At 65.7% G+C, this 18,554-nt stretch carries 18 protein-coding genes; 10 read left to right on the top strand and 8 right to left on the bottom strand.

What is annotated here, in order from left to right:
• Nucleotides 1–104 precede the first annotated feature (104 nt).
• Complete coding sequence (locus J3A66_RS02595; RefSeq protein ID WP_192070299.1) at nt 105–902, bottom strand: N-formylglutamate amidohydrolase; 798 nt, start codon at nt 900–902, stop codon at nt 105–107.
• Nucleotides 903–918: 16 nt separating this feature from the next.
• Here J3A66_RS02595 and J3A66_RS02590 point away from each other — a divergent pair, with 16 nt between their 5' ends.
• From J3A66_RS02590 to J3A66_RS02580, 3 genes are all read left to right on the top strand, one after another.
• Nucleotides 919–1,845, top strand: a complete 927-nt coding sequence (locus tag J3A66_RS02590) for a transglutaminase family protein (protein ID WP_209566901.1) — start codon at nt 919–921, stop codon at nt 1,843–1,845.
• A 13-nt stretch (nt 1,846–1,858) separates the two neighbouring features.
• A complete protein-coding gene (locus tag J3A66_RS02585; protein ID WP_192070295.1) occupies nt 1,859–2,674 on the top strand; it encodes a transglutaminase family protein in 816 nt (271 codons plus the stop codon).
• A gap of 88 nt (nt 2,675–2,762) precedes the next feature.
• Nucleotides 2,763–3,101, top strand: coding sequence for a hypothetical protein (locus tag J3A66_RS02580; protein WP_042467360.1), 339 nt, complete (start codon nt 2,763–2,765; stop codon nt 3,099–3,101).
• Between the two features lie 24 nt (nt 3,102–3,125).
• Here J3A66_RS02580 and J3A66_RS02575 read toward each other — a convergent pair whose 3' ends face one another.
• Together J3A66_RS02575 and J3A66_RS02570 are read right to left on the bottom strand one after the other, a co-directional pair.
• Nucleotides 3,126–3,860 (bottom strand): Crp/Fnr family transcriptional regulator, encoded by a 735-nt coding sequence (locus J3A66_RS02575; RefSeq protein ID WP_209566899.1) that lies wholly within the window; start codon nt 3,858–3,860, stop codon nt 3,126–3,128.
• A 132-nt stretch (nt 3,861–3,992) separates the two neighbouring features.
• Nucleotides 3,993–4,634 carry an arylesterase gene (locus tag J3A66_RS02570; protein ID WP_348633974.1) on the bottom strand — a complete coding sequence of 214 codons (642 nt, stop codon included), beginning with the start codon at nt 4,632–4,634 and terminating at the stop codon, nt 3,993–3,995.
• Between the two features lie 109 nt (nt 4,635–4,743).
• On the opposite strand from J3A66_RS02570, the gene J3A66_RS02565 reads away from it, so the two are divergent.
• The 5 genes from J3A66_RS02565 (at nt 4,744) to J3A66_RS02545 (ending at nt 10,528) form a co-directional block, all read left to right on the top strand.
• The gene (locus J3A66_RS02565) at nt 4,744–5,463 is read left to right on the top strand and encodes an ATP-binding cassette domain-containing protein (protein ID WP_056408049.1); all 720 of its coding nucleotides are present in this window, start codon (nt 4,744–4,746) and stop codon (nt 5,461–5,463) included.
• Nucleotides 5,460–7,958, top strand: coding sequence for an FtsX-like permease family protein (locus J3A66_RS02560; protein WP_209566889.1), 2,499 nt, complete (start codon nt 5,460–5,462; stop codon nt 7,956–7,958). The genes J3A66_RS02565 and J3A66_RS02560 overlap by 4 nt, the downstream gene beginning before the upstream one ends.
• Nucleotides 7,959–8,043: 85 nt before the next feature.
• Complete coding sequence (locus J3A66_RS02555) at nt 8,044–9,249, top strand: YihY/virulence factor BrkB family protein (RefSeq protein ID WP_348633973.1); 1,206 nt, start codon at nt 8,044–8,046, stop codon at nt 9,247–9,249.
• Complete coding sequence (locus J3A66_RS02550) at nt 9,218–9,616, top strand: ribonuclease HI family protein (protein WP_245336680.1); 399 nt, start codon at nt 9,218–9,220, stop codon at nt 9,614–9,616. The genes J3A66_RS02555 and J3A66_RS02550 overlap by 32 nt, the downstream gene beginning before the upstream one ends.
• 204 nt (nt 9,617–9,820) lie before the next feature.
• Complete coding sequence (locus J3A66_RS02545; RefSeq protein WP_209566887.1) at nt 9,821–10,528, top strand: Crp/Fnr family transcriptional regulator; 708 nt, start codon at nt 9,821–9,823, stop codon at nt 10,526–10,528.
• Here the strand turns inward: J3A66_RS02545 and J3A66_RS02540 are convergent.
• The 4 genes from J3A66_RS02540 to J3A66_RS02525 all read right to left on the bottom strand — a co-directional run bounded on the left by J3A66_RS02540 (nt 10,525) and on the right by J3A66_RS02525 (nt 14,366).
• Nucleotides 10,525–11,274 (bottom strand): 3'(2'),5'-bisphosphate nucleotidase CysQ, encoded by a 750-nt coding sequence (locus J3A66_RS02540; RefSeq protein WP_348633972.1) that lies wholly within the window; start codon nt 11,272–11,274, stop codon nt 10,525–10,527. The two genes, J3A66_RS02545 and J3A66_RS02540, sit on opposite strands and share 4 nt — an antisense overlap.
• Nucleotides 11,271–13,184 carry a sulfate adenylyltransferase subunit CysN gene (gene cysN, locus J3A66_RS02535; RefSeq protein WP_209566885.1) on the bottom strand — a complete coding sequence of 638 codons (1,914 nt, stop codon included), beginning with the start codon at nt 13,182–13,184 and terminating at the stop codon, nt 11,271–11,273. Before cysN ends, J3A66_RS02540 begins: the two co-directional genes overlap by 4 nt.
• Nucleotides 13,184–14,083, bottom strand: coding sequence for a sulfate adenylyltransferase subunit CysD (gene cysD / locus J3A66_RS02530; RefSeq protein ID WP_245336679.1), 900 nt, complete (start codon nt 14,081–14,083; stop codon nt 13,184–13,186). Before cysD ends, cysN begins: the two co-directional genes overlap by 1 nt.
• A gap of 67 nt (nt 14,084–14,150) precedes the next feature.
• The gene (locus tag J3A66_RS02525) at nt 14,151–14,366 is read right to left on the bottom strand and encodes a hypothetical protein (protein WP_031441137.1); all 216 of its coding nucleotides are present in this window, start codon (nt 14,364–14,366) and stop codon (nt 14,151–14,153) included.
• A gap of 208 nt (nt 14,367–14,574) precedes the next feature.
• Here J3A66_RS02525 and J3A66_RS02520 point away from each other — a divergent pair, with 208 nt between their 5' ends.
• Both J3A66_RS02520 and J3A66_RS02515 read left to right on the top strand, forming a co-directional pair.
• Nucleotides 14,575–16,422, top strand: coding sequence for a DNA cytosine methyltransferase (locus tag J3A66_RS02520; RefSeq protein WP_209566883.1), 1,848 nt, complete (start codon nt 14,575–14,577; stop codon nt 16,420–16,422).
• A gap of 40 nt (nt 16,423–16,462) precedes the next feature.
• Entirely contained in the window at nt 16,463–16,813 is a 351-nt protein-coding gene (locus J3A66_RS02515) for a hypothetical protein (RefSeq protein ID WP_209566881.1), read from the top strand.
• A 429-nt stretch (nt 16,814–17,242) separates the two neighbouring features.
• Here the strand turns inward: J3A66_RS02515 and J3A66_RS02510 are convergent, their stop codons facing one another.
• Nucleotides 17,243–18,022 carry a KilA-N domain-containing protein gene (locus tag J3A66_RS02510; RefSeq protein ID WP_209566880.1) on the bottom strand — a complete coding sequence of 260 codons (780 nt, stop codon included), beginning with the start codon at nt 18,020–18,022 and terminating at the stop codon, nt 17,243–17,245.
• Nucleotides 18,023–18,554: the final 532 nt, after the last annotated feature.

Raw genomic sequence — 18,554 nt, 5'->3', positions numbered from 1 at the left:
ACACCAACTCGGGTCCGGCATACGACCAGCCATGCAGCCGGCGTCACTGGACCCGGGTCGTCAAACGCGAGACAGGCGGTGGTCGATCCCCGGGAAGTTTGGTGTCATGCGGAACGGACGCGCGCGCTGGCGGATGTCAGGGCGGACGCGACGCGTTCGGCCCAGGCGGCGCAGCCGTCGGGTGCGCCGATCAGGTCCTGGCGGATTTCGATTTCGGCATAGAAACGCCGGGCAGGATAGGCATGCCGCGGGATCGTATAGTCAATCAGGTCCATCCGATAGGGCTCGTTGTCGCCCACCACGAGGTCGGGCTCATCCGCCAGTACCTCGAGCATCGCGAGGGCGAAGCGCGTGTCGCCGCCATCGTGCAGGATGCCGATATGCCAGGGCCGAATTGCCGCTCCGTCCGCGCCGCGCATCGCCGGGGTGAAGCTGTGCAGCGCAACCAGAATGGTCGGTTGTCCGGCGGCATCACGGCGTGCAATCTCGGCCGCGATCGCCGCATGATAGGGCGCATGGATCACCGCATATCGCGCGGCTCGATCCGCCTCGCTCAGGTCGCGATTGCCGGGGATGGGCGTGCCGTCGCTGGTCTCGGCGATCGCATCGGGTTGCGTCTCGCTCCGGTTGCAGTCGACGACCAGCCGAGAATAGGTCTGGTGGATGAAGACCGCGTCGAGCCGGTTTGCGAGCAGGCGCCCGACCTCGCCGACGCCGATGTCCCAGCCGATGTGCCGGCCCAGTTCGGCATCGTCGAGACCGAGCGACCCGAGCGACACGGGCACTGAATTTCCAGCATGATCGCCGATCAGGAGGAACGATGATGCGCCTTTCGGGTTGACGATGACGGTCGGAGGCCTGTCTCCTGCCGCGATCAGCGGTCCCTCGGTCCGATTGGTCATGCGATACGGATCCTGAATGCCATTTCTCACACTTTCTCACGTGACGAGATACACTTACCGGCAACCGGTAGCATTTGGCGAGCACCGTATCATGGTCCGTCCGCGCGAAAGCCATGACCAGCAGCTGATTTCGGCCGAGCTGACCATAACCCCCGAACCGTCGGAGGTGCGCTGGCTGCACGACGTGTTCGGCAATTCGGTGGCGATCGCGACCTTCGATCGCCGTGCGCGCGAACTCGTGTTCGACAGCCGGGTGCGGCTCGATCACAGCCCCGCCGAACTCGCGACGGTCGATATCGAGCAGTACGCACGCTCCTATCCGTTCACCTATTCGTCCGAGGACATGCCCGACCTGTTGCGGTCGATCGAGCGCCAGCATCACGATCCGCACCGCGAGATCGATCGCTGGGCGCGGCGGTTCCTCGATCCCTCGGGGCGGACCGATACGCTGGCGATGCTGTCCGACATGACCGCGGTGATCCGGCGCGACTTCACCTATGTGCCGCGCCCCGAAAAGGGGACGCAGTCGCCGATCGAGACGCTTGCCCGGCGCAAGGGTACCTGCCGCGATTATGCGATGCTGATGATCGAAGCGGCGCGCGCGCTCGGCTTCGCGGCGCGGTTCGTGTCGGGCTATGTCTATAATCCATCGAGCCGCGAGCAGCGGACGGGGGGCGGCAACACGCATGCCTGGGTCCGCATCTATCTGCCGGGATCGGGTTGGGTCGAGTTCGATCCGACCAACGGCATCATCGGCAGTCGCGGGCTGATCCGCGTCGCGATCGCCCGCGACATCTATCAGGCCGTGCCGATCTCGGGAAGCTGGGCGGGGTTCCCCGGCAGCTTCCTCGACATGACCGTCTCGGTCGACATCGCGGTCGACGAGCCGAGCGCCGCCCCTACAGCCACAACCCCGCTCGCTCCGCAGCCGGTCCGGGCATGAGAAAGACGACCGCATGCTGATTCGCGCCGGCTATGATATTCGCTTCGAAGCCGATGTTCCGACGCCGCTGATGGCGATGCTGAGCCTTCACCCGTCGCGCAACCGCGATCTGGTCACCCCGCACCGGATCGTCGCGAGCCCCGACGTCCCGATCTACGATTATCTCGACGCGTTCGGGAATGTCTGCACGCGCATGACCGTCCCCGCCGGCGGCCTGACGCTGTCGTGCGACTTCACGATCGAGGATGACGGGCAGCCTGACCCGGCCGATCCGGATGCCATCCAGCATGCCGTCGAGGACCTGCCGGACGAGATCCTCGTCTTCCTGCTCGGCAGCCGCTATTGCGAGACGGACCGGCTGTCCGAAACTGCCTGGTCGCTGTTCGGGCATGTGCCCTCAGGCTGGGCACGCGTGCAGGCGATCGTGCAGTTTACGCACGACCATATCGAGTTCGGCTATCATCATGCGCGGGCGACCAAGACCGCCTGGGATGCGCATCAGGAACAGCAGGGCGTGTGCCGCGACTTCGCGCATCTGGCGATCACGCTGTGCCGCTGCATGAACATTCCGGCGCGCTATTGCACCGGCTATCTCGGCGATATCGGCATTCCCCCGGTCGACGCGCCGATGGATTTCTCGGCCTGGTTCGACGTCTATCTCGGCGGGCGCTGGCATACGTTTGACGCGCGACACAACCAGCCGCGGATCGGCCGGATCCTGATGGCACGCGGCCGCGACGCGACCGATGCCGCGCTCACGACGACGTTCGGGCCAGCGCGGCTCGTGGGCTTCGACGTCCACACCGACAGCGTCGACGCGGCGGCTTGAGCCCGCCGCGGCGTCGGTTTACGCTTGTCACCCCGCCGGCGTTCGTGCGAACGCCGCGACACCATTAAACAATGCTGCGATGCACCATATGCCTGCTTCTTCGACACCCGGTTCCGTCCCCAGCAACGCCAACGCGCTGCTGCTGCAAGCGATCGCGCTGCGCCAGTGCGTGACCGCGGTCTACAACCGGATGCATGTCAAACTCGCGCCGCATATCCTGTTCACGCGCCATGATGACGTGTTTGTGGACGCGGTCACGCTGCAGCGCGACGGACAGCCGCCCAAGGAGATCAAGCTCGGCACGTTCAAGCTCGCCGGGCTGAAGGATATTGTCGTGATCGACGAGGGGTTCCGGCCCGACGCCGTCTTCAACCCGCACGACATCAAATATGAGGGCGTGACGCTCTTCGTCGTCGAGCCGAACTGACCGCCAAACGGATTGGCGCCGTGGTTACGGCGCCGGCGGCAGCCACGCCGTCTCGATCTCGCCGTAGCGGTCGACAAAGCCCGTCCGCCGCATCTGTAGCTCCGGGTCGAGGATCCGGACCCGTCGACCGTTCCGCTCGATAACACCGTCACGCTCGAGCGCGCGGATCGTCCGGTTGACGTGCACCTTGGTCAAGCCGAGCGCATCCCCAATATCGCTCTGCGTCAGGGGCAGGTCGAACGAATCGATCACGCCACCCGCGGTGACCCGCAGACGCGCCAGGATATCAAGGAGGAGCGTGGTCAGCCGCTCCGCCGCGCCCTTGCGGCCGATCGAAGTGAGCCGGTCGCTCATCGCGACATTCTCGGCCGCGGCGATGGCATAGAGCAGCCCGGCGAGCCGCGGCTGCTGGCGGAAGATCTGCCCCAGATCGGCCTTGGGCAGTTCGGTGACGGTACAGTCCGACACCGCGGTCAGCGTCGCCGAGACCTGCGACCAGGCGATGCTGGACGTGCCGATCAGGTCGCCGGCATAGTGGAAGCGCAGGATCTGGCGTCCGCCGGCCGCGAGCCTCGCGGCCGAATGCAGCCAGCCATAATGGACGACGAACAGTGCATGGCTCGTCCCGCCCTCGGCCATCAGGATCTCGCCAGGCTTGAGCCGGATCTCGCGTTGCTCGGCGCGCGAGATCGCGGCGCGTTCTTCTTCCGTCAGCGCAAGATGGCGTTCGAGCCGCGCGATCAACCCACTTCGATGCATCGTTCCGCCCCTGCATTCGCCCTTGTCGGCGGCCCCTGTCGGCTGCCCATCTCGGCTGCCCGTTGCGACCGCTCGTGACCCCATGCTCAACCATGCGGTTCGTCCGGTCGTCAACAGGTCGATTGGTCCGTATCAGCCTTTATCGAGCTGTCCCATAATGATCGGCGTAAATCGATCGGCGATCCGATCGATGCCGCGTGTGTTCGGGTGGACATGATCGCGCTGCATCAGCGCAGCGTCGCCGATCACGCCGTCGAGGATGAACGGATAGAGGCCCGCACCATAGGTTTTGGCAAGATCGGGCCAGATCGTGTCGAACGCCGCCTGATATTCGGGACCGAGATTGGGAGGCGCCCGCATGCCCGTCAGCACGACTGGGATCTTGCGGCGGCGCGCCTCGTCCATCATCGCGGTCAGGTTGGCGCGGGTCTCCGCGGGCGCGATCTGACGCAGCACGTCGTTGCCACCCAGTCCGAGCAGGATGAGATCGGGTTTGCGGGGCAGGCTGTCCAGCGTGAAGGTAAACCGCTGGCGCCCCGCCGCGCTGGTGTCGCCCGAGACGCCGGCATTGACGATCGTCGCGTTGACGTCCTTGCGGCGGAGCGTCGCCTGCAACACGTCGGGCAGGCTGTGACCGCGCGCGACGCCGTACCCCGCGTACAGACTGTCGCCAAAGGCCAGGATCAGGCGCTCGCGACCGGTAGGCGCGGGAGGCATCGCGACCGCCGTACCATCGACGGCCGTGTCGTTGCCCGCGCCGCGGGTGGCCGCCACAGGGGCCGAGCTATCCGCCACCCGATCGCACCCCGCGAGGACCAGCGCTTGGAGAACCGCGGCGACTGCCACATATGAAGGCCTGTATCGCTCCAACGTAAAGTGCTCCATGTCCCGATCAACCTCCGACGATATGGTGATATCGGCCCGCAATGTCACGCTGACGCTCGGCAGCGCGAGTGCGGCGACCGCGATCCTCAAGGGGATCGATCTCGACATTGCGCGGGGCAGCAGCGTGGCGCTGCTCGGGCCCTCAGGGTCGGGCAAGTCGTCGCTGATGGCGGTGCTGTCCGGGCTTGAACAGGCGAGCGGCGGAGAGGTCGAGGTTGCGGGACTCGATTTCGGCGCGCTCGACGAGGATGCGCTGGCGCGCGCGCGGCGTGGTCGTATCGGCATCGTGCTCCAGGCATTTCATCTGTTGCCGACGATGACGGCGCTGGAAAACGTCGCCGTCCCGATGGAGCTTGCCGGCATGGCCGATGCGTTCGCACGCGCCGCCGATGAGCTGGAGGCGGTCGGGCTTGGCCACCGAACCGGGCATTATCCGACCCAGCTGTCGGGCGGGGAGCAGCAGCGTGTCGCTATCGCCCGCGCGCTGGGACCGCGGCCGGACCTCGTCTTCGCGGACGAGCCGACGGGCAACCTCGATGCCGCGACGGGTGCGGCGGTGATGGACCTGCTGTTCGACCGACGCGCGGCGACGGGCGCGACGCTGATCATCATCACGCATGATCCGGTCCTTGCGGCGCGGTGCGATCGGGTCGTCGAGCTTGGTGACGGGCGTATCGTCCGCGACCAGTTGCGGTCCGTGACGGGCGCGGGGGCATGACCGACTGGCGGCTCGCCTGGCGTCTGGCCAGGCGCGAGCTCAATCTCCGGTTCCGCGGCCTGCGACTGCTGCTTGCCTGTCTGTTCCTGGGGGTCGGCGCGCTGGCGGCGATCGGCAGCCTGACCCGCGCGATCGACGGCGAACTGGCAAGTCGCGGCAGCACGATCCTGGGTGGCGACGTCGAATTCGCCACGTCGCAACGCGCCGCGACGCCCGAAGAGCGCCGCGCGATGGCCGCGCTCGGCACCGTATCGGAGACGGTGCGCATGCAGGCGACGGCGGTTCGCGGTGCGGCCAGCGTCCCGATCGAACTGAAGGGCGTCGATCGGTCCTATCCGCTATACGGCACGGTCCGGTTTGCCGATGGGGGCGCAGCGGAGCCGCCAAGCGACTCGGGGATCTGGATCGCGCCCGCGCTCGCCGACCGGCTGGGCGTCGGCCGCGGCGCCCGGATCCGGCTGGGTACGGCCGAGTTCGTGGTCGACCATGTCCTTGCCGAGGAGCCTGACCGGCTGGGCGAAGGCTTTACGCTGGGCCCCGTCGCGATCGTTTCGCTGCCCGGGATTGCGCGGACCGGCCTGATCCAGCCGGGCAGCCTGTACGAGACCAAATATCGCGTCCGCCTCCGGTCGGGACTCGCGCCCACGCGCGCGGTCGACCGGATCAAGGCGGCATTCCCGTCCGCGGGCTGGGAAAGCAAGACCCGCGACCGTGCCGCGCCCGGTGCAGAACGCTTCGTCCAGCGAATGGGCCAGTTCCTGTTGCTCGTCGGCCTCTCCGCGCTCGTCATCGCCGGTATCGGCGTCGGGAATGGCGTCTCGTCCTATCTCGCCGCACGGCGCCAGAGCATCGCCGCGCTCAAGGTGCTTGGCGCGACGTCCGGGATGATCGCCCGGGTCTACCTGATCCAGATCGTCGTTGTTGCCGGGATCGGCATTCTAGCCGGTTTGATCGCCGGCGCCGCGGCGGTGCCGTTGATCGTCGCGCTCGCGGGCGACGTGCTGCCGGTCGCGCCGAGCTTCGCGGTGCAGCCCGTGCCGCTGCTGCTTGCCGCCGCCTATGGGATGGTGATCGCGCTGGCCTTTACCGCGCCAGCACTGGTCGAAGCCGGAAGCGTGCCGGCGGTCGTGCTGTTGCGTGGCAATGCCGGCCAGCGGCGCGTACCGTTGCGCCGGACGCTGCCCTGGGTTGCCGGTGGCGGGCTTGCGCTCGTTGCGCTCGCGCTGCTGACCGCGGAACAGCCCGGGCTCAGCGCCGCATTCCTCGCGGCGGTTGCGGCCGTGCTGCTCCTCCTTGCCGGGTTCGGCTGGGTCATCCGGATCGCGGCTGCGCGGTTGCCGCGGGCTCGCCAGCCTTTGCTCAGGCTTGCGATTGCAGCACTGCACCGTCCCGGCGCTCGGACCGGCACGCTGGTGGTCGCCCTCGGCCTGGGGCTGACGCTGTTCGTCCTGCTGGCGGCAATCCGGACGAGCATCGATGCGAATATCGCGCAGACCGTTCCGCAGCGCGCGCCTGCGCTGTTTGCGCTCGACGTCCCGCCGCAGCGCGAAGCCGAATTCCGCCGGACGGTCGCTGAGGCCGCGCGCAAGCCGGTCGTGACCACCGTGCCCGCAATGCGTGGCACGATCACGGGCTATGCGACGACGCGCGTTGCCGATCTCAAGACCTTGCCCGAAGGCGCTTGGGCGCTGCGTGGCGAACGCGGCCTGACCTATGCCGAGACGCTGCCGGACGGCAGCCAGATCACCGCCGGACGCTGGTGGCCGCGCAGCTATGCCGGACCGCCGCTGGTGTCGATCGACGAGCGCCTGGCCAAGGCGCTCGCTCTGAAGATCGGCGATCCGATCCAGTACAGCCTGCTGGGTGTCGAGCGGAGCGCGCGGATCGCCTCGTTCCGGCGGATCAGCTGGGACACGCTCGGTTTCAACTTCGTCATGGTCTTTTCCCCCAACGCGATCGCCGACGCGCCGCATAATCTGGCGGCGACGATCGATCTCGACCGTGGCGAGGAGGGGGCGGTGATGCGCGCGCTGCTGCCGCGGTTTCCGTCTGTTTCGGTGATCGAGGTCCGCGACGTTTTGGGGCAATTGCGGACGATCGTGGGGCAGATGGCGACCGCGATCACCGCGGCGGCGTCGGTTGCGATCCTCGCCGGTATCGCTGTGCTGATCGGCGCAATCGCCGCGGCACGCGAAGCGCGGACCTATGACGGGGTGATCCTGCGCACGCTCGGCGCGACCCGTCTCCAGGTGCTCGGCGTCCAGGCACTCGAATATGCGTTTCTGACGGTGATCCTGTCCGTGGTGGCGCTGCTGCTGGGGCTGGGGGGGGCGTGGTATGTCGTCACGCAGGTCTTCGCGTTCACATGGCTGCCGAGCTATCCGGCGGTGGTCGCGACGCTGGTGGCGGGCGCGGGGCTGACGATGGCGATCGGGCTGATCGGGGCCTGGCCGATCCTTAGCGCGAGGCCAGCCCGGGCATTGCGCGATCTCTGACCTGTTCCGGTCGCGGCACGAAATCGCGGCCGCGGCGTTTGCATGGGGTCGGGACGGCGCGATGGGCGGCCAAGGGGATCTTTGAGTGAGCAATGCAGTGGCAAACGACGACGCGCCCGTCGACGCGACGAGCCCGTGGTCGATGTCGATGGCCACCTGGTGGTCGGTGCTGAAACGCAGCTGGGCGGAAGCCAGCGACGACAATATCGGGCTGATCGCCGCCGGCACCGCCTTTTACGCATTCGCTGCGATCGTGCCGCTGCTCGCCTCGATCGTGCTGATCTACGGCCTGGTCGCGGATACGGCGACCGTCGTCGCCAATATCCGCGGCCTGTTCCAGGTGCTGCCGGCGGACGCAGCCAAGGTCATCGGCGACCAGCTCGCCACCGTGGTCGGCACGTCCGAGGGCAAGAAGGGGTTTGGCCTGATCCTAGCACTCGCGCTTGCGCTCTATGGTGCGTCGAAGGGGGCATCGTCGATCGTCACCGCGCTCAACATCGCTTATGAGGAACGCGAGACCCGCGGGTTCTTCGCGCTGTACATCCTCGCATTCTCCATCACCGCGGGCGCGGTGGTGCTGGCGCTGACTGCAGCACTGTCGACCGCGGCCTTCGCATTGCTCGACAGCATGATTCCGGGGGCTCCCGATTTCGTCCTGACGCTGCTGCGGCTTATCAGCTATGCGGTGCTGGCAATGCTCGCCGTCACCGCAGCGGCGTGCCTGTACCGGTACGGGCCGAACCGCGCGCATGCCAAATGGGCGTGGCTGACCCCGGGGTCGCTTGCAGCGACGCTGATCTGGCTCGCCGCGACGGTCGGCTTCGGTTTCTACGTCGCCAATTTCGGGAATTACGGCGCGACCTACGGCTCGCTGAGCGCGGTGGTCGTGCTGCTGACCTGGCTGTGGCTGTCCGCCTATGTCTTCCTGCTCGGCGCCGAGCTCAACGCAGAGCTTGAGCATCGCACCACCCGCGATACGACCACCGGGCCCGAACGTCCGGCCGGTGCGCGCGGTGCCGCCGTCGCCGATGCGACGGTGACGGCGCCCCCTCCATCAGACACACCCGAGATAGCAGAGCCGCGGCGTGGCGTGCGAACGGCGCAGACCGCGGCGGCATCGCGTGCCGCGCGCGCGCCGATGCCGTCGGTTCTCCTCGCGGTTGGCGGGCTTGGTGCACTGCGTCGAGGTTCCGGCAAGGCAGGCATGATCCTGCTGGTCGTCGGCGGCGCGCTCGCCTGGGCGGGCCGGACCTCCCCGGATGGTGACGACGATGTCCAGCGTTCCGCTTAAGCTGTTCTTCGACGGCGGCTGTCGTCCGAATCCGGGGCGCATCGAGATCGGAGTCGTCGTTCGCGGCGTGACCCATATCCTGGACGATTGCGGCCACGGCACAAACAGTGATGCGGAATGGCTGGCGGCGATCCATGCGTTGCGCGTTGCCCGCGAGCTTGGCGCGGTCTCGGTCGATCTGCGCGGGGACTCCGCGCTGGTGGTGGGGCAGGCGCGTGGTACTGCGCGCTGTCGATCGGCGGCGCTTCGCGCGCACCGCGAAGTTTTTCAGACGCTCGCCGCGACGTTCGAGACCGTGAAGATCCGCCATGTCGGCCGGTCCCACAATCTCGCCGGGATTGCGCTGGCCCGCCTGCATCCGCGCTGAGGACCAAGCCCTCTGACCGGCCCCCAATTCACGGTGCTGGTCGTGGCGCGCCAGCCTGCTATAGCGCTACCATCGTTGGTCCGTTCCTGACCGCCGACGACAGAGAGATGCGCGCGCTCCCGTCACACCGACTGGAGAACTGCATTGGCCATCGCTCCATCGTCCCCGACCCCCGCAACGAGTGCAACATCGCCCCTCGCGCTGATGATCCGAAAGCTCGAGACCCATGCGACGCTCGACCGACATGATCGCGAGGCGATCCAGGCCCTGCCGCACCATGTCCGCACCTTCGACGCATCGGCCTATCTCGTCCGCGAGGGCGACAGTCTCCAGCATTGCTCGGTGTTGGTCTCGGGCTATGCGTTTCGCCAGAAGGTCACCGGCGACGGGCTGCGGCAAATCGTGTCGCTGCACATTCCCGGCGAGCCGCTCGATCTTCAGCATCTGTTTCTCGACCTCGCGGATCACAACGTCCAGACGCTGACGCGCGCCGAAGTGGCGATCATTCCGCGCACAGCGCTGCAGAGCTTAGCCCTGTCGCATCCGGCAATCGGGCATGCACTGTTCGTCAACACGCTGGTCGAGGGATCGATCTTTCGCGAATGGGCGCTGAACGTCGGGCGGCGCGATGCGCGAACCCGGCTGGCGCATTTCCTGTGCGAGTTCGCGGCGCGGCTCGACGCGCAGGGTCTCGACGGGGCCAGGGGCTATGAATTGCCGATGTCGCAGGAACAGATCGGCGACGCGCTTGGGCTGACCGCGGTCCATGTCAACCGGACGATGAAGCTACTCGAAAGCGAGGGACTGATCGTCCGCACAAAGCGACGGATCGACATACCAAGCTGGACCGCGTTGCGCGAGGTCGCGGACTTTTCGAGCCGCTATCTCCACGTGAGGCCCAAGGCCGACTAGTCGCGCGCTGCGGCCAGGGCCGCGAGGATCGACGCGGCGAGTTCGGGACGGCAGATCAGGAGATCGGGGAGCAGCGGATCGACGCAGTTGTAGACAAGCGGGCTGCCGTCGATCCGCGACGCGTGGAGTCCCGCGGCGATCGCAACCGCCGCCGGGGCGCAATTGTCCCATTCATACTGACCGCCGTCATGCAGATAGGCGTCGGCCCGGCCATCGACGACGGCCATCGCCTTGGCGCCCGCTGATCCCATCGGCACCAGGGTCGCCCCCATCGCGACACCTACGCGACGTGCGATGTCCGGCGCTCGCGAGCGGCTGACAACGATCCGCAGCGGTTCGCCTGCGGGTGCCCAGGGCCTTGCCGGATCGTCGGTCGCGAAGACCGCACCGCGCGCAGGCACCGCAACCGCACCGACGCGCGGGACGCCATCGATCGCAAGGCCGATATGCACCGCCCAGTCATCGAGGCCCTCGGCATATTCGCGTGTGCCGTCGAGCGGGTCGACGATCCAGACACGCTGCGCCGCACAGCGGCTGCGATCGTCGAGCGATTCTTCGGACAGGATGAAATCGTTCGGGCGTTCGGCGCGCAGCCGCTCGATGATCAGCATATTGGCCTCGCGGTCGCCCGCAGCCCCCATTGCCGCCCCCGTGATCGTCCCTCGCGCCCGGATTTCCTGCAGGAGCGCGCCTGCCTCTAGCGCCACCGAGCGCGCGAGTCCCGCATCGGTCAGGTCGGTCGTCACAGGTCGTAGCTCCAGACGCCGATGACATGTTCGACGATGCGCTCGGCTGCGGCCTCTGGGCTCTCGCGGGTCGTATCGATCCGGATATCGGGACGCTGCGGTGCCTCATACGGGCTCGATATGCCGGTGAAGTCGGCGATCTCGCCGGCGCGTGCCTTGGCGTAGAGCCCCTTGACGTCGCGCGCCTCGGCAGACGCAAGCGGCGTGTCGACAAAGATCTCGACGAACTCGCCCGGGGCGACCATCGAACGCACCATGTCCCGCTCGGCGCGGAACGGCGAGATAAACGCGGTCAGCACGATCAGCCCGGCATCCGCCATCAACCGTGCGACCTCGCCGATCCGGCGGATATTCTCGATCCGGCCGGCTTCGGTAAAGTCGAGGTCGCGGTTGAGCCCGTGACGGATATTGTCGCCGTCGAGCAGAAAGCTGTGCCGGCCGAGCGCGAACAGCTTCTTCTCGACCAGGTTCGCGATCGTCGACTTGCCCGAGCCCGACAGGCCGGTGAACCAGAGAATCCTGGGCGACTGACCCTTTTGCGCGGCATGCGCCTCGCGCGTGACGTCGATCGATTGCCAGTGGACGTTCTGCGCACGGCGCAGCGCCGATCCGATCATGCCCGCCGCGACGGTCGCGTTCGTGGCGCGGTCGATTAGGATGAACCCGCCGAGATCAGCGCCGTCGGCATAAGGCTCGAACACGATCGCGCGATCGGCATAGACCTCCGCGACCCCGATATCGTTGAGCGCGAGCGTCGAGGCGGACAATTCGGCCTGCGTGTTGACGTCGACGACGTGACGCGGCGGCTGGACCGTCGCCCCGACAACCTGGGTGCCAAGCTTCAGCTGATAGCCGCGGCCGGGTACGAGCGGCGTGTCGGACATCCAGACGATGGTCGCGAGGAACTGGTCGGCGGCCTCGGGCGGCGCATCGGCGGCGGCGATCACGTCGCCGCGCGAGCAATCGACCTCGTCGGCGAGCGCGATCGTCACGGACTGGCCGGCGACCGCCTCGGTCAGATCACCGCCGAGCGCGACGATCCGCGCGACGGTCGTCGTCTTTCCCGACGGGACGATCCGTACGCTGTCGCCGGGACGCACGGTGCCGCTGGCGATCATGCCGGCAAAGCCGCGGAAATCGAGATCGGGGCGATTCACCCATTGCACGGGCAGCCGGAAGGGCTGCGCCTGGCGCGCGTCGACGTCGATCGGCACGGTCTCGAGATGCGCGAGCAGCGGCAATCCGGTGTACCAGGGCATCGTCGCCGCCTGGGTCGCGACGTTTTCGCCGGTCAGTCCCGACAGCGGGATCGCGGTGAAGCGGTCGATACCGATCGACGCGGCAAAGGCCCGATAGTCCGCGACGATCGCGTCGAACCGCGCCTCGTCATGGCCGACCAGATCCATCTTGTTCACCGCGAGTACGATCTCGCGAATGCCGACAAGGTGCGCCAGATAGCTGTGACGGCGGGTCTGGGTCAGCACGCCCTTGCGCGCATCGATCAGGATGACGGCAAGGTCCGCGGTCGACGCGCCGGTGACCATGTTGCGCGTATATTGCTCGTGCCCCGGCGTATCCGCGACGATGAACTTCCGCTTTTCGGTCGAGAAAAAGCGATAGGCGACGTCGATCGTGATGCCTTGTTCGCGCTCCGCGGCAAGACCGTCGACCAGCAGCGCAAAGTCGATATTCTGGCCCTGCGTGCCGACCCGGCGGCTGTCCGCCTCGAGTGCTGCGAGCTGATCTTCGAAGATCGTCTTTGAATCATACAACAGCCGGCCGATCAGCGTCGACTTGCCGTCATCGACCGAGCCGCAGGTGATGAAGCGGAGCATCGACTTGTTCGCATGCGTATCGAGATAGGCGTCGATATCCGACGCGATCAGCGCCTCGGGCGTATAGGCGGACATCAGAAATACCCCTCGCGCTTCTTCTTCTCCATGCTCGCCGCCTGATCATGGTCGATCGCGCGGCCCTGACGCTCGCTGGTCGTCGTCAGCAGCATCTCCTGGATGACGTCGGGCAGCGTCGCCGCCTCGCTTTCGACCGCGCCGGTCAGCGGGTAGCAGCCGAGCGTCCGGAAGCGGATCGACCGATCGACCGCGACTTCGCCTTCGCGGAAGCGAAACCGCTCGTCATCGACCATCAGCAGCATCCCGTCGCGCTCGACGGTCGGCCGCGGCGCGGCGAAGTAGAGCGGGACGATTTCGATCCCCTCGGCGAGGATATATTGCCAGATGTCGAGTTCGGTCCAGTTCGACAGCGGGAAGACGCGGATGCTCTCACCCTTCGCAATCCGCGTATTGTACACACGCCAGAGCTCGGGGCGCTGCGCTTTCGGATCCCATCCATGGCTTGCCGAACGGAAGCTGAAGATGCGCTCCTTGGCGCGGCTCTTCTCCTCGTCGCGCCGCGCGCCGCCAAACGCCGCATCATAGGCGCCCGCAGTCAGCGCCTGCTTCAGCCCGTCGGTCTTCCACATGTCGGTGTGGCGGCTGCCATGGTCGAACGGGTTGATCCCCAGCGCTTTCGCCTCGGGATTGGTGTGGACGATCAACTCCATCCCGGCTTCCGCTGCCGCACGATCGCGCAAATCGTACATCGCGCGGAATTTCCACGTCGTGTCGACATGCAGCAGAGGGAAGGGCGGACGCGCGGGGAAGAACGCCTTCTTCGCCAGATGCAGCATCACGGCGGAATCCTTGCCGACCGAATAGAGCATCACCGGGCGCTCGGCCTCGGCGACGACTTCGCGCAGGATGTGGATGCTCTCGGCTTCGAGGCGTTGCAGATGTGTGAGCCCGGTCATTACGTTCCCAGATAGGCCCGCGGACGCGGTGTGCGACGAACTTATACTGTTGGCCGCAAAAGCGCGATCAGTCGCGCGACTGGTCGACCGAGTCGATCAGCCGCCCGCCCGCCATGAACACCGCGGTCGAACAGGCCGCCGCGAGCAGCCAGCCGCCATAGCCGGGATACTGCTCCAGATAATGGCTGCCACGTTCGACCGCCCCGAGACCGAGCCCGTAGATGACGAGATACGCCTCGAACTTGGTCTTGATCACGAACAGGCGGCAGAAACGTTTCCACATTGCCGCAACCTAGCAACGGTCGTGCCAAGCGCGGAATTGCGCCGTTTGCGCAGGGTCGGGCTTGGTTAACTGTCAATTAACCCGACACCGCAGAACTCTGCGCTTCTGACGCGAGAATACCAGAAAACCTCCACTGTTTCCACCGAGAGAAGAGGTGTGAAATGGAAAACCGTCTGAGCGTCATTCCAGTTAATTTGCGAGGCCCGGCATGAAGACGCCGGACATGCTCGATGGCGTCATCCCCGCGGCCCTCCCGTTCCACCGGGATTATTCGATCGGCATCATTGTCGACAACTTCGCGGGCGGGGGCGGGGCTTCCACCGGGATCGAGGCGGCGACAGGCCGCGACATCGATGTGGCGATCAACCACGACGAGGAAGCGATCGCGATGCACACTGCGAACCACCCACGGACCCGGCACCATTGCCAGAGCATCTGGAGCATCGACCCGCTCGACGCGGTGACGATCGACGGAACGCCCCAGCCGGTCCGCTTGGCGTGGTTCTCGCCCGACTGCACACACCATTCGAATGCCCGGGGCGGCAAGCCGCGCGAGAAGGGCATCCGTGACCTGGCATGGGTCGTGGTGTCATGGGTCGAGCGTCTCGGACCGAAGCTGAAGCCGGCTGTGATCAAGGTCGAGAACGTCGAGGAGTTCCTGACCTGGGGGCCGCTCGACGACGAGGGCAAACGCATTCCCGGCCGCAACGGCGAGGAATTCGCAAAGTGGATCGCCGCGCTCCGCCGCCATGGATACAAGGTCGAGTGGAAGGTGCTGAAGGCGTCGCGCTATGGCACGCCGACCATCCGTAAGCGGTTGTGCCTGATCGCCCGGTGCGACGGCCTGCCGATCGTCTGGCCCGAAGAGACGAACGGGCCCGGCACGCCAGCTCCTTATCGAACCGCAGCCGAATGCATCGACTGGTCGATCCCGTGCCCGTCGATCTTTCTGACAAAGGAGGAGGGCCGCGCGATCGGCGTGAAGCGCCCACTGGCCGACGCGACGATGGCGCGGATCGCGAAGGGCATCCAGCGCTACGTCATCGACAGCGCGCAGCCATTCATCGTCACCTATTACGGCGATAAACCGGGTTCCGGATTCCGGGGGCAGAGTCTAGACGAGCCGCTAGCTACGCAGCCGACGGAAAATAGGCATGCTCTGGTCGTGCCGATCGTGTCCTATGCCCAGCAGGGCGGTGGCAACCGTAGCGTCGAGAATCCGATGCACACGATCTGCGCGTCCACGAAGGATCAGAACACCCTGATCGCCGCCCATATCACTAAGTTCCATGAGGGCTCGGTCGGACATGCGGCGGACGAGCCGCTGCACACGATCACATCGAACAGCTATATCAAGCGGCCAGGCGGGAACGTTCCGCTCGGCATTGTCGCCGCGACGATCGAGCGGCAGTTCGGCGCCAGCGCTGGGGCATCGATCGGTGAGCCGCTTGGTACGGTGATGGCTGGCGGTGGCGGGAAGAGCGCACTGGTGACGGCGTTCCTCGCGCAGCACAATACGATGCCTCACGGAAGAATTCACCCAGGGCATAGCGCCAAAGAGCCCATGTCGACCGTCACGACGACCGGATCGCATCAGGGGGTGGTTGCAGCGCACCTGATCAGCTTGAAGGGATCGGACCGCCGGGACGGACCGGTCGATGAGCCAGTACCCGCGATCACCGCCGGCGGTCTGCATGTCGGCGAGGTTCGTGCCTTCCTTCTGAAATACTATGGCGGGGAGAGCAGCGACGAGGGGCACGACATCGACGCGCCGCTAGGCAGCGTGACCACGCGCGATCGGTTCGGCCTCGTGATGGTCCAGGGCGAGCCGTATCAGATCGTCGACATCGGGATGCGCATGCTGACGCCGCGCGAGCTCTTCGCCGCGCAGGGTTTCCCTCCGAACTATGTCATCGATCCGATCGGCCCGAACGGAAAGCCTCTTACGAAGACTGCGCAGATCCGCATGTGTGGCAACTCGGTATGCCCGCCGCTCGCCGCCGCGTTGGTCCGTGCGAACTACAAGCAGCCCGCCGCCGCGGAGCTCGCCGAATGATAATCGACACCCTCAATCCTAAATGCAGGAGTGCTGCAGCATGACCGATTCGAGTGAACAGCAAGCGGAGACGGATGCGCAGGAGGCGGAGGCGCGCATCATTGTCGAAAAGAGCCTCAAGGATCTTATGAAGGAAGCCGATTGGCTGAAGCCCACCGACTTCCGACCTAGTGCCATCGCGTTCGCTGAAGTTTGCGTCGCCAATACCCTTGCAGCGCCCCGGTCGATGACCGCAGCGGAGAAGAAGGCGGTCCTGCTGCTCGGCGATGCATGGAACGCGCTACTGGAATGCGGCGTCACTGGCCCTGAGCCGTGCGCTCACATCCATGCGCTACAGCACGCCGTCATGGCACGGACGGCGCAACGCCTTCATCCTGAGATCTTCCGGTAAGACGTGCCCGCCCGCCCACCGGAGCGCCCGCTGCCTCCGCAGATGCGGATCATCTGCAGCGGGGCCTCGCTCCTGCCGGACTGGCTGCTGCGTCGCCTCGGTAAGCCCGTGCCTGGCACAACTCGACTGAAGCCCCGATGAGCGGCCGGAAGCGCTGGAACCACCTCGACCAGTTGGTCGAAGATGAGGCAAGGTGTCATCCTGACAACGCGGAACGACAAGGACGAGTGATGACCGACCCGAACATGATCTACCCCGGTGACGCTCGCCATCCGTGCGCGATCTGTGGTGGCCGATCGACGGCGAGGCACTTTCGGGCGTGCTCGCCGGTTCCTGTGCATGAAGCCTATACGGGGCTGGCCCCGCGCAAGCTTCCTGACGAGGCAGCCTAGGCTTGAAGGTGCGCAGGCCGGAGCCTGCGCACGATCGTTAAGCTGCGCGCTTGCGGCTTGCTCGATCCGCCTCGACGGCTGCTCGAATTGCTGCCGCGCCTAATCCCGCAGCTTGAATGCACTCGGCATTGCCATGGCGGTTCTCTTCCTCGATCCGCTCGGCTGCCAACGACTCTGCTGCCATGATGAAGGCGAGGTCAGAACTGTTGAACTGATCACGCAAATTCCCCTTCTTGAAACCGCGCTCCGCGCGCAGCTTATACGATGGGGCTCCAAGCAGGTGGGTATACGTCGCTTCTGTGCAATGCATGTAGCCCTTTTCTTCGACGCCGTGGTCTTTCAAGGTGTCCGTAAAAGCCACCCGCTTCGATCTCGACAGCGCTCGCACGCCCGCCCATTGATTAGCTTCGGCGCTCGCACGCTGCAGGATGTCATCAGCGAGCGTTTCATCAGCGGCTCGGTAACGAAGCCATACCTCGCGGACCTCTACCTCTAGCGCAGGGCTAAGATATCCGGCGTACGCGGCTGCTACTACGGGGTGAGCAAACGTGCCCTTGTTACCCCGGCCCGGCTTGGCATAAATCACAGCGGCTTCGTTATCGTTCGACATATTATCAGAAATTCTGATCTTTTCCGCGAGGGCGGAAACTAGCCGCTGCGCTGCCTTTCCAATTCTCCAATGAGCCGGCTTTTTAGAGGTGTCTCCCTCAGCAGCACTCCATAGGTCGTCGAGACATATCCAACCGCGCTCATCTTCGGTGATTGAGCGCCCCCGGATCGTCAGCTGATACTGTCGGTTGTCGTCGGTCTGGGTCATATAAAGGGTTCCTTATGTCCCTTTGGGAGGAACCTTGACCGACCTCGAGGTACGGAATATACCCTTTGGCGAACCACGGCAGCGCTCCTCCCTCAAGGTGTGCTGTTTACCAGGAACCGCATTTGGGTCTGATCACCTACGTGCGGTTTCTGCGTTTCAGGCCCGGTGCCTTCAACTTGTTCTGAATACGTGACGGTGCTTGCCGATGCAAGTTTGCGGCTCGCCGGAAAACTCACGTTCGTAACGCCGTCAAGCTCTAATGTGAGCGCGACGCGCGGATTCCTCGGGGTTACGCGATAATCAAGAGACCAATTGATCGCTCGAAATATTTTCCCTCGGTACAACTTTTGTTCTCGGAAGCAGCGAATCGGTATCTAGGCTCCCCATTCTGGCCCTTCCTCGTCAGGATAGCATCCGCGAGACTTTGCGTGTTGAGCGGCGCATAGGTGCGCGAGCTGGGTAGCCGGGGATGGAGTGTTCAGTGAACCCGTTGAAGATCGTCGTTTTCATCATTTGGAGCGTCGGGTTCGTA

Source organism: Sphingomonas sp. PvP018 (assembly GCF_017876865.1).
Classification (GTDB): domain Bacteria; phylum Pseudomonadota; class Alphaproteobacteria; order Sphingomonadales; family Sphingomonadaceae; genus Sphingomonas; species Sphingomonas aerolata.
Note: the sequence above shows the minus strand (reverse complement) of the source record. Positions and strands in the feature narration are given on the sequence as shown.

Bases quoted from the DNA above. Each gene is read 5' to 3' on its own strand.
- J3A66_RS02595 (WP_192070299.1), bottom strand. From the start codon at position 902: ATGACCAATCGGACCGAGGGACCGCTGATCGCGGCAGGAGACAGGCCT.
- J3A66_RS02590 (WP_209566901.1), top strand. From the start codon at position 919: ATGCCATTTCTCACACTTTCTCACGTGACGAGATACACTTACCGGCAA.
- J3A66_RS02585 (WP_192070295.1), top strand. From the start codon at position 1,859: ATGCTGATTCGCGCCGGCTATGATATTCGCTTCGAAGCCGATGTTCCG.
- J3A66_RS02580 (WP_042467360.1), top strand. From the start codon at position 2,763: ATGCCTGCTTCTTCGACACCCGGTTCCGTCCCCAGCAACGCCAACGCG.
- J3A66_RS02575 (WP_209566899.1), bottom strand. From the start codon at position 3,860: ATGCATCGAAGTGGGTTGATCGCGCGGCTCGAACGCCATCTTGCGCTG.
- J3A66_RS02565 (WP_056408049.1), top strand. From the start codon at position 4,744: ATGTCCCGATCAACCTCCGACGATATGGTGATATCGGCCCGCAATGTC.
- J3A66_RS02560 (WP_209566889.1), top strand. From the start codon at position 5,460: ATGACCGACTGGCGGCTCGCCTGGCGTCTGGCCAGGCGCGAGCTCAAT.
- J3A66_RS02550 (WP_245336680.1), top strand. From the start codon at position 9,218: ATGGTGACGACGATGTCCAGCGTTCCGCTTAAGCTGTTCTTCGACGGC.
- J3A66_RS02545 (WP_209566887.1), top strand. From the start codon at position 9,821: ATGATCCGAAAGCTCGAGACCCATGCGACGCTCGACCGACATGATCGC.
- cysN (WP_209566885.1), bottom strand. From the start codon at position 13,184: ATGTCCGCCTATACGCCCGAGGCGCTGATCGCGTCGGATATCGACGCC.
- cysD (WP_245336679.1), bottom strand. From the start codon at position 14,083: ATGACCGGGCTCACACATCTGCAACGCCTCGAAGCCGAGAGCATCCAC.
- J3A66_RS02525 (WP_031441137.1), bottom strand. From the start codon at position 14,366: ATGTGGAAACGTTTCTGCCGCCTGTTCGTGATCAAGACCAAGTTCGAG.
- J3A66_RS02520 (WP_209566883.1), top strand. From the start codon at position 14,575: ATGAAGACGCCGGACATGCTCGATGGCGTCATCCCCGCGGCCCTCCCG.
- J3A66_RS02515 (WP_209566881.1), top strand. From the start codon at position 16,463: ATGACCGATTCGAGTGAACAGCAAGCGGAGACGGATGCGCAGGAGGCG.
- J3A66_RS02510 (WP_209566880.1), bottom strand. From the start codon at position 18,022: ATGACCCAGACCGACGACAACCGACAGTATCAGCTGACGATCCGGGGG.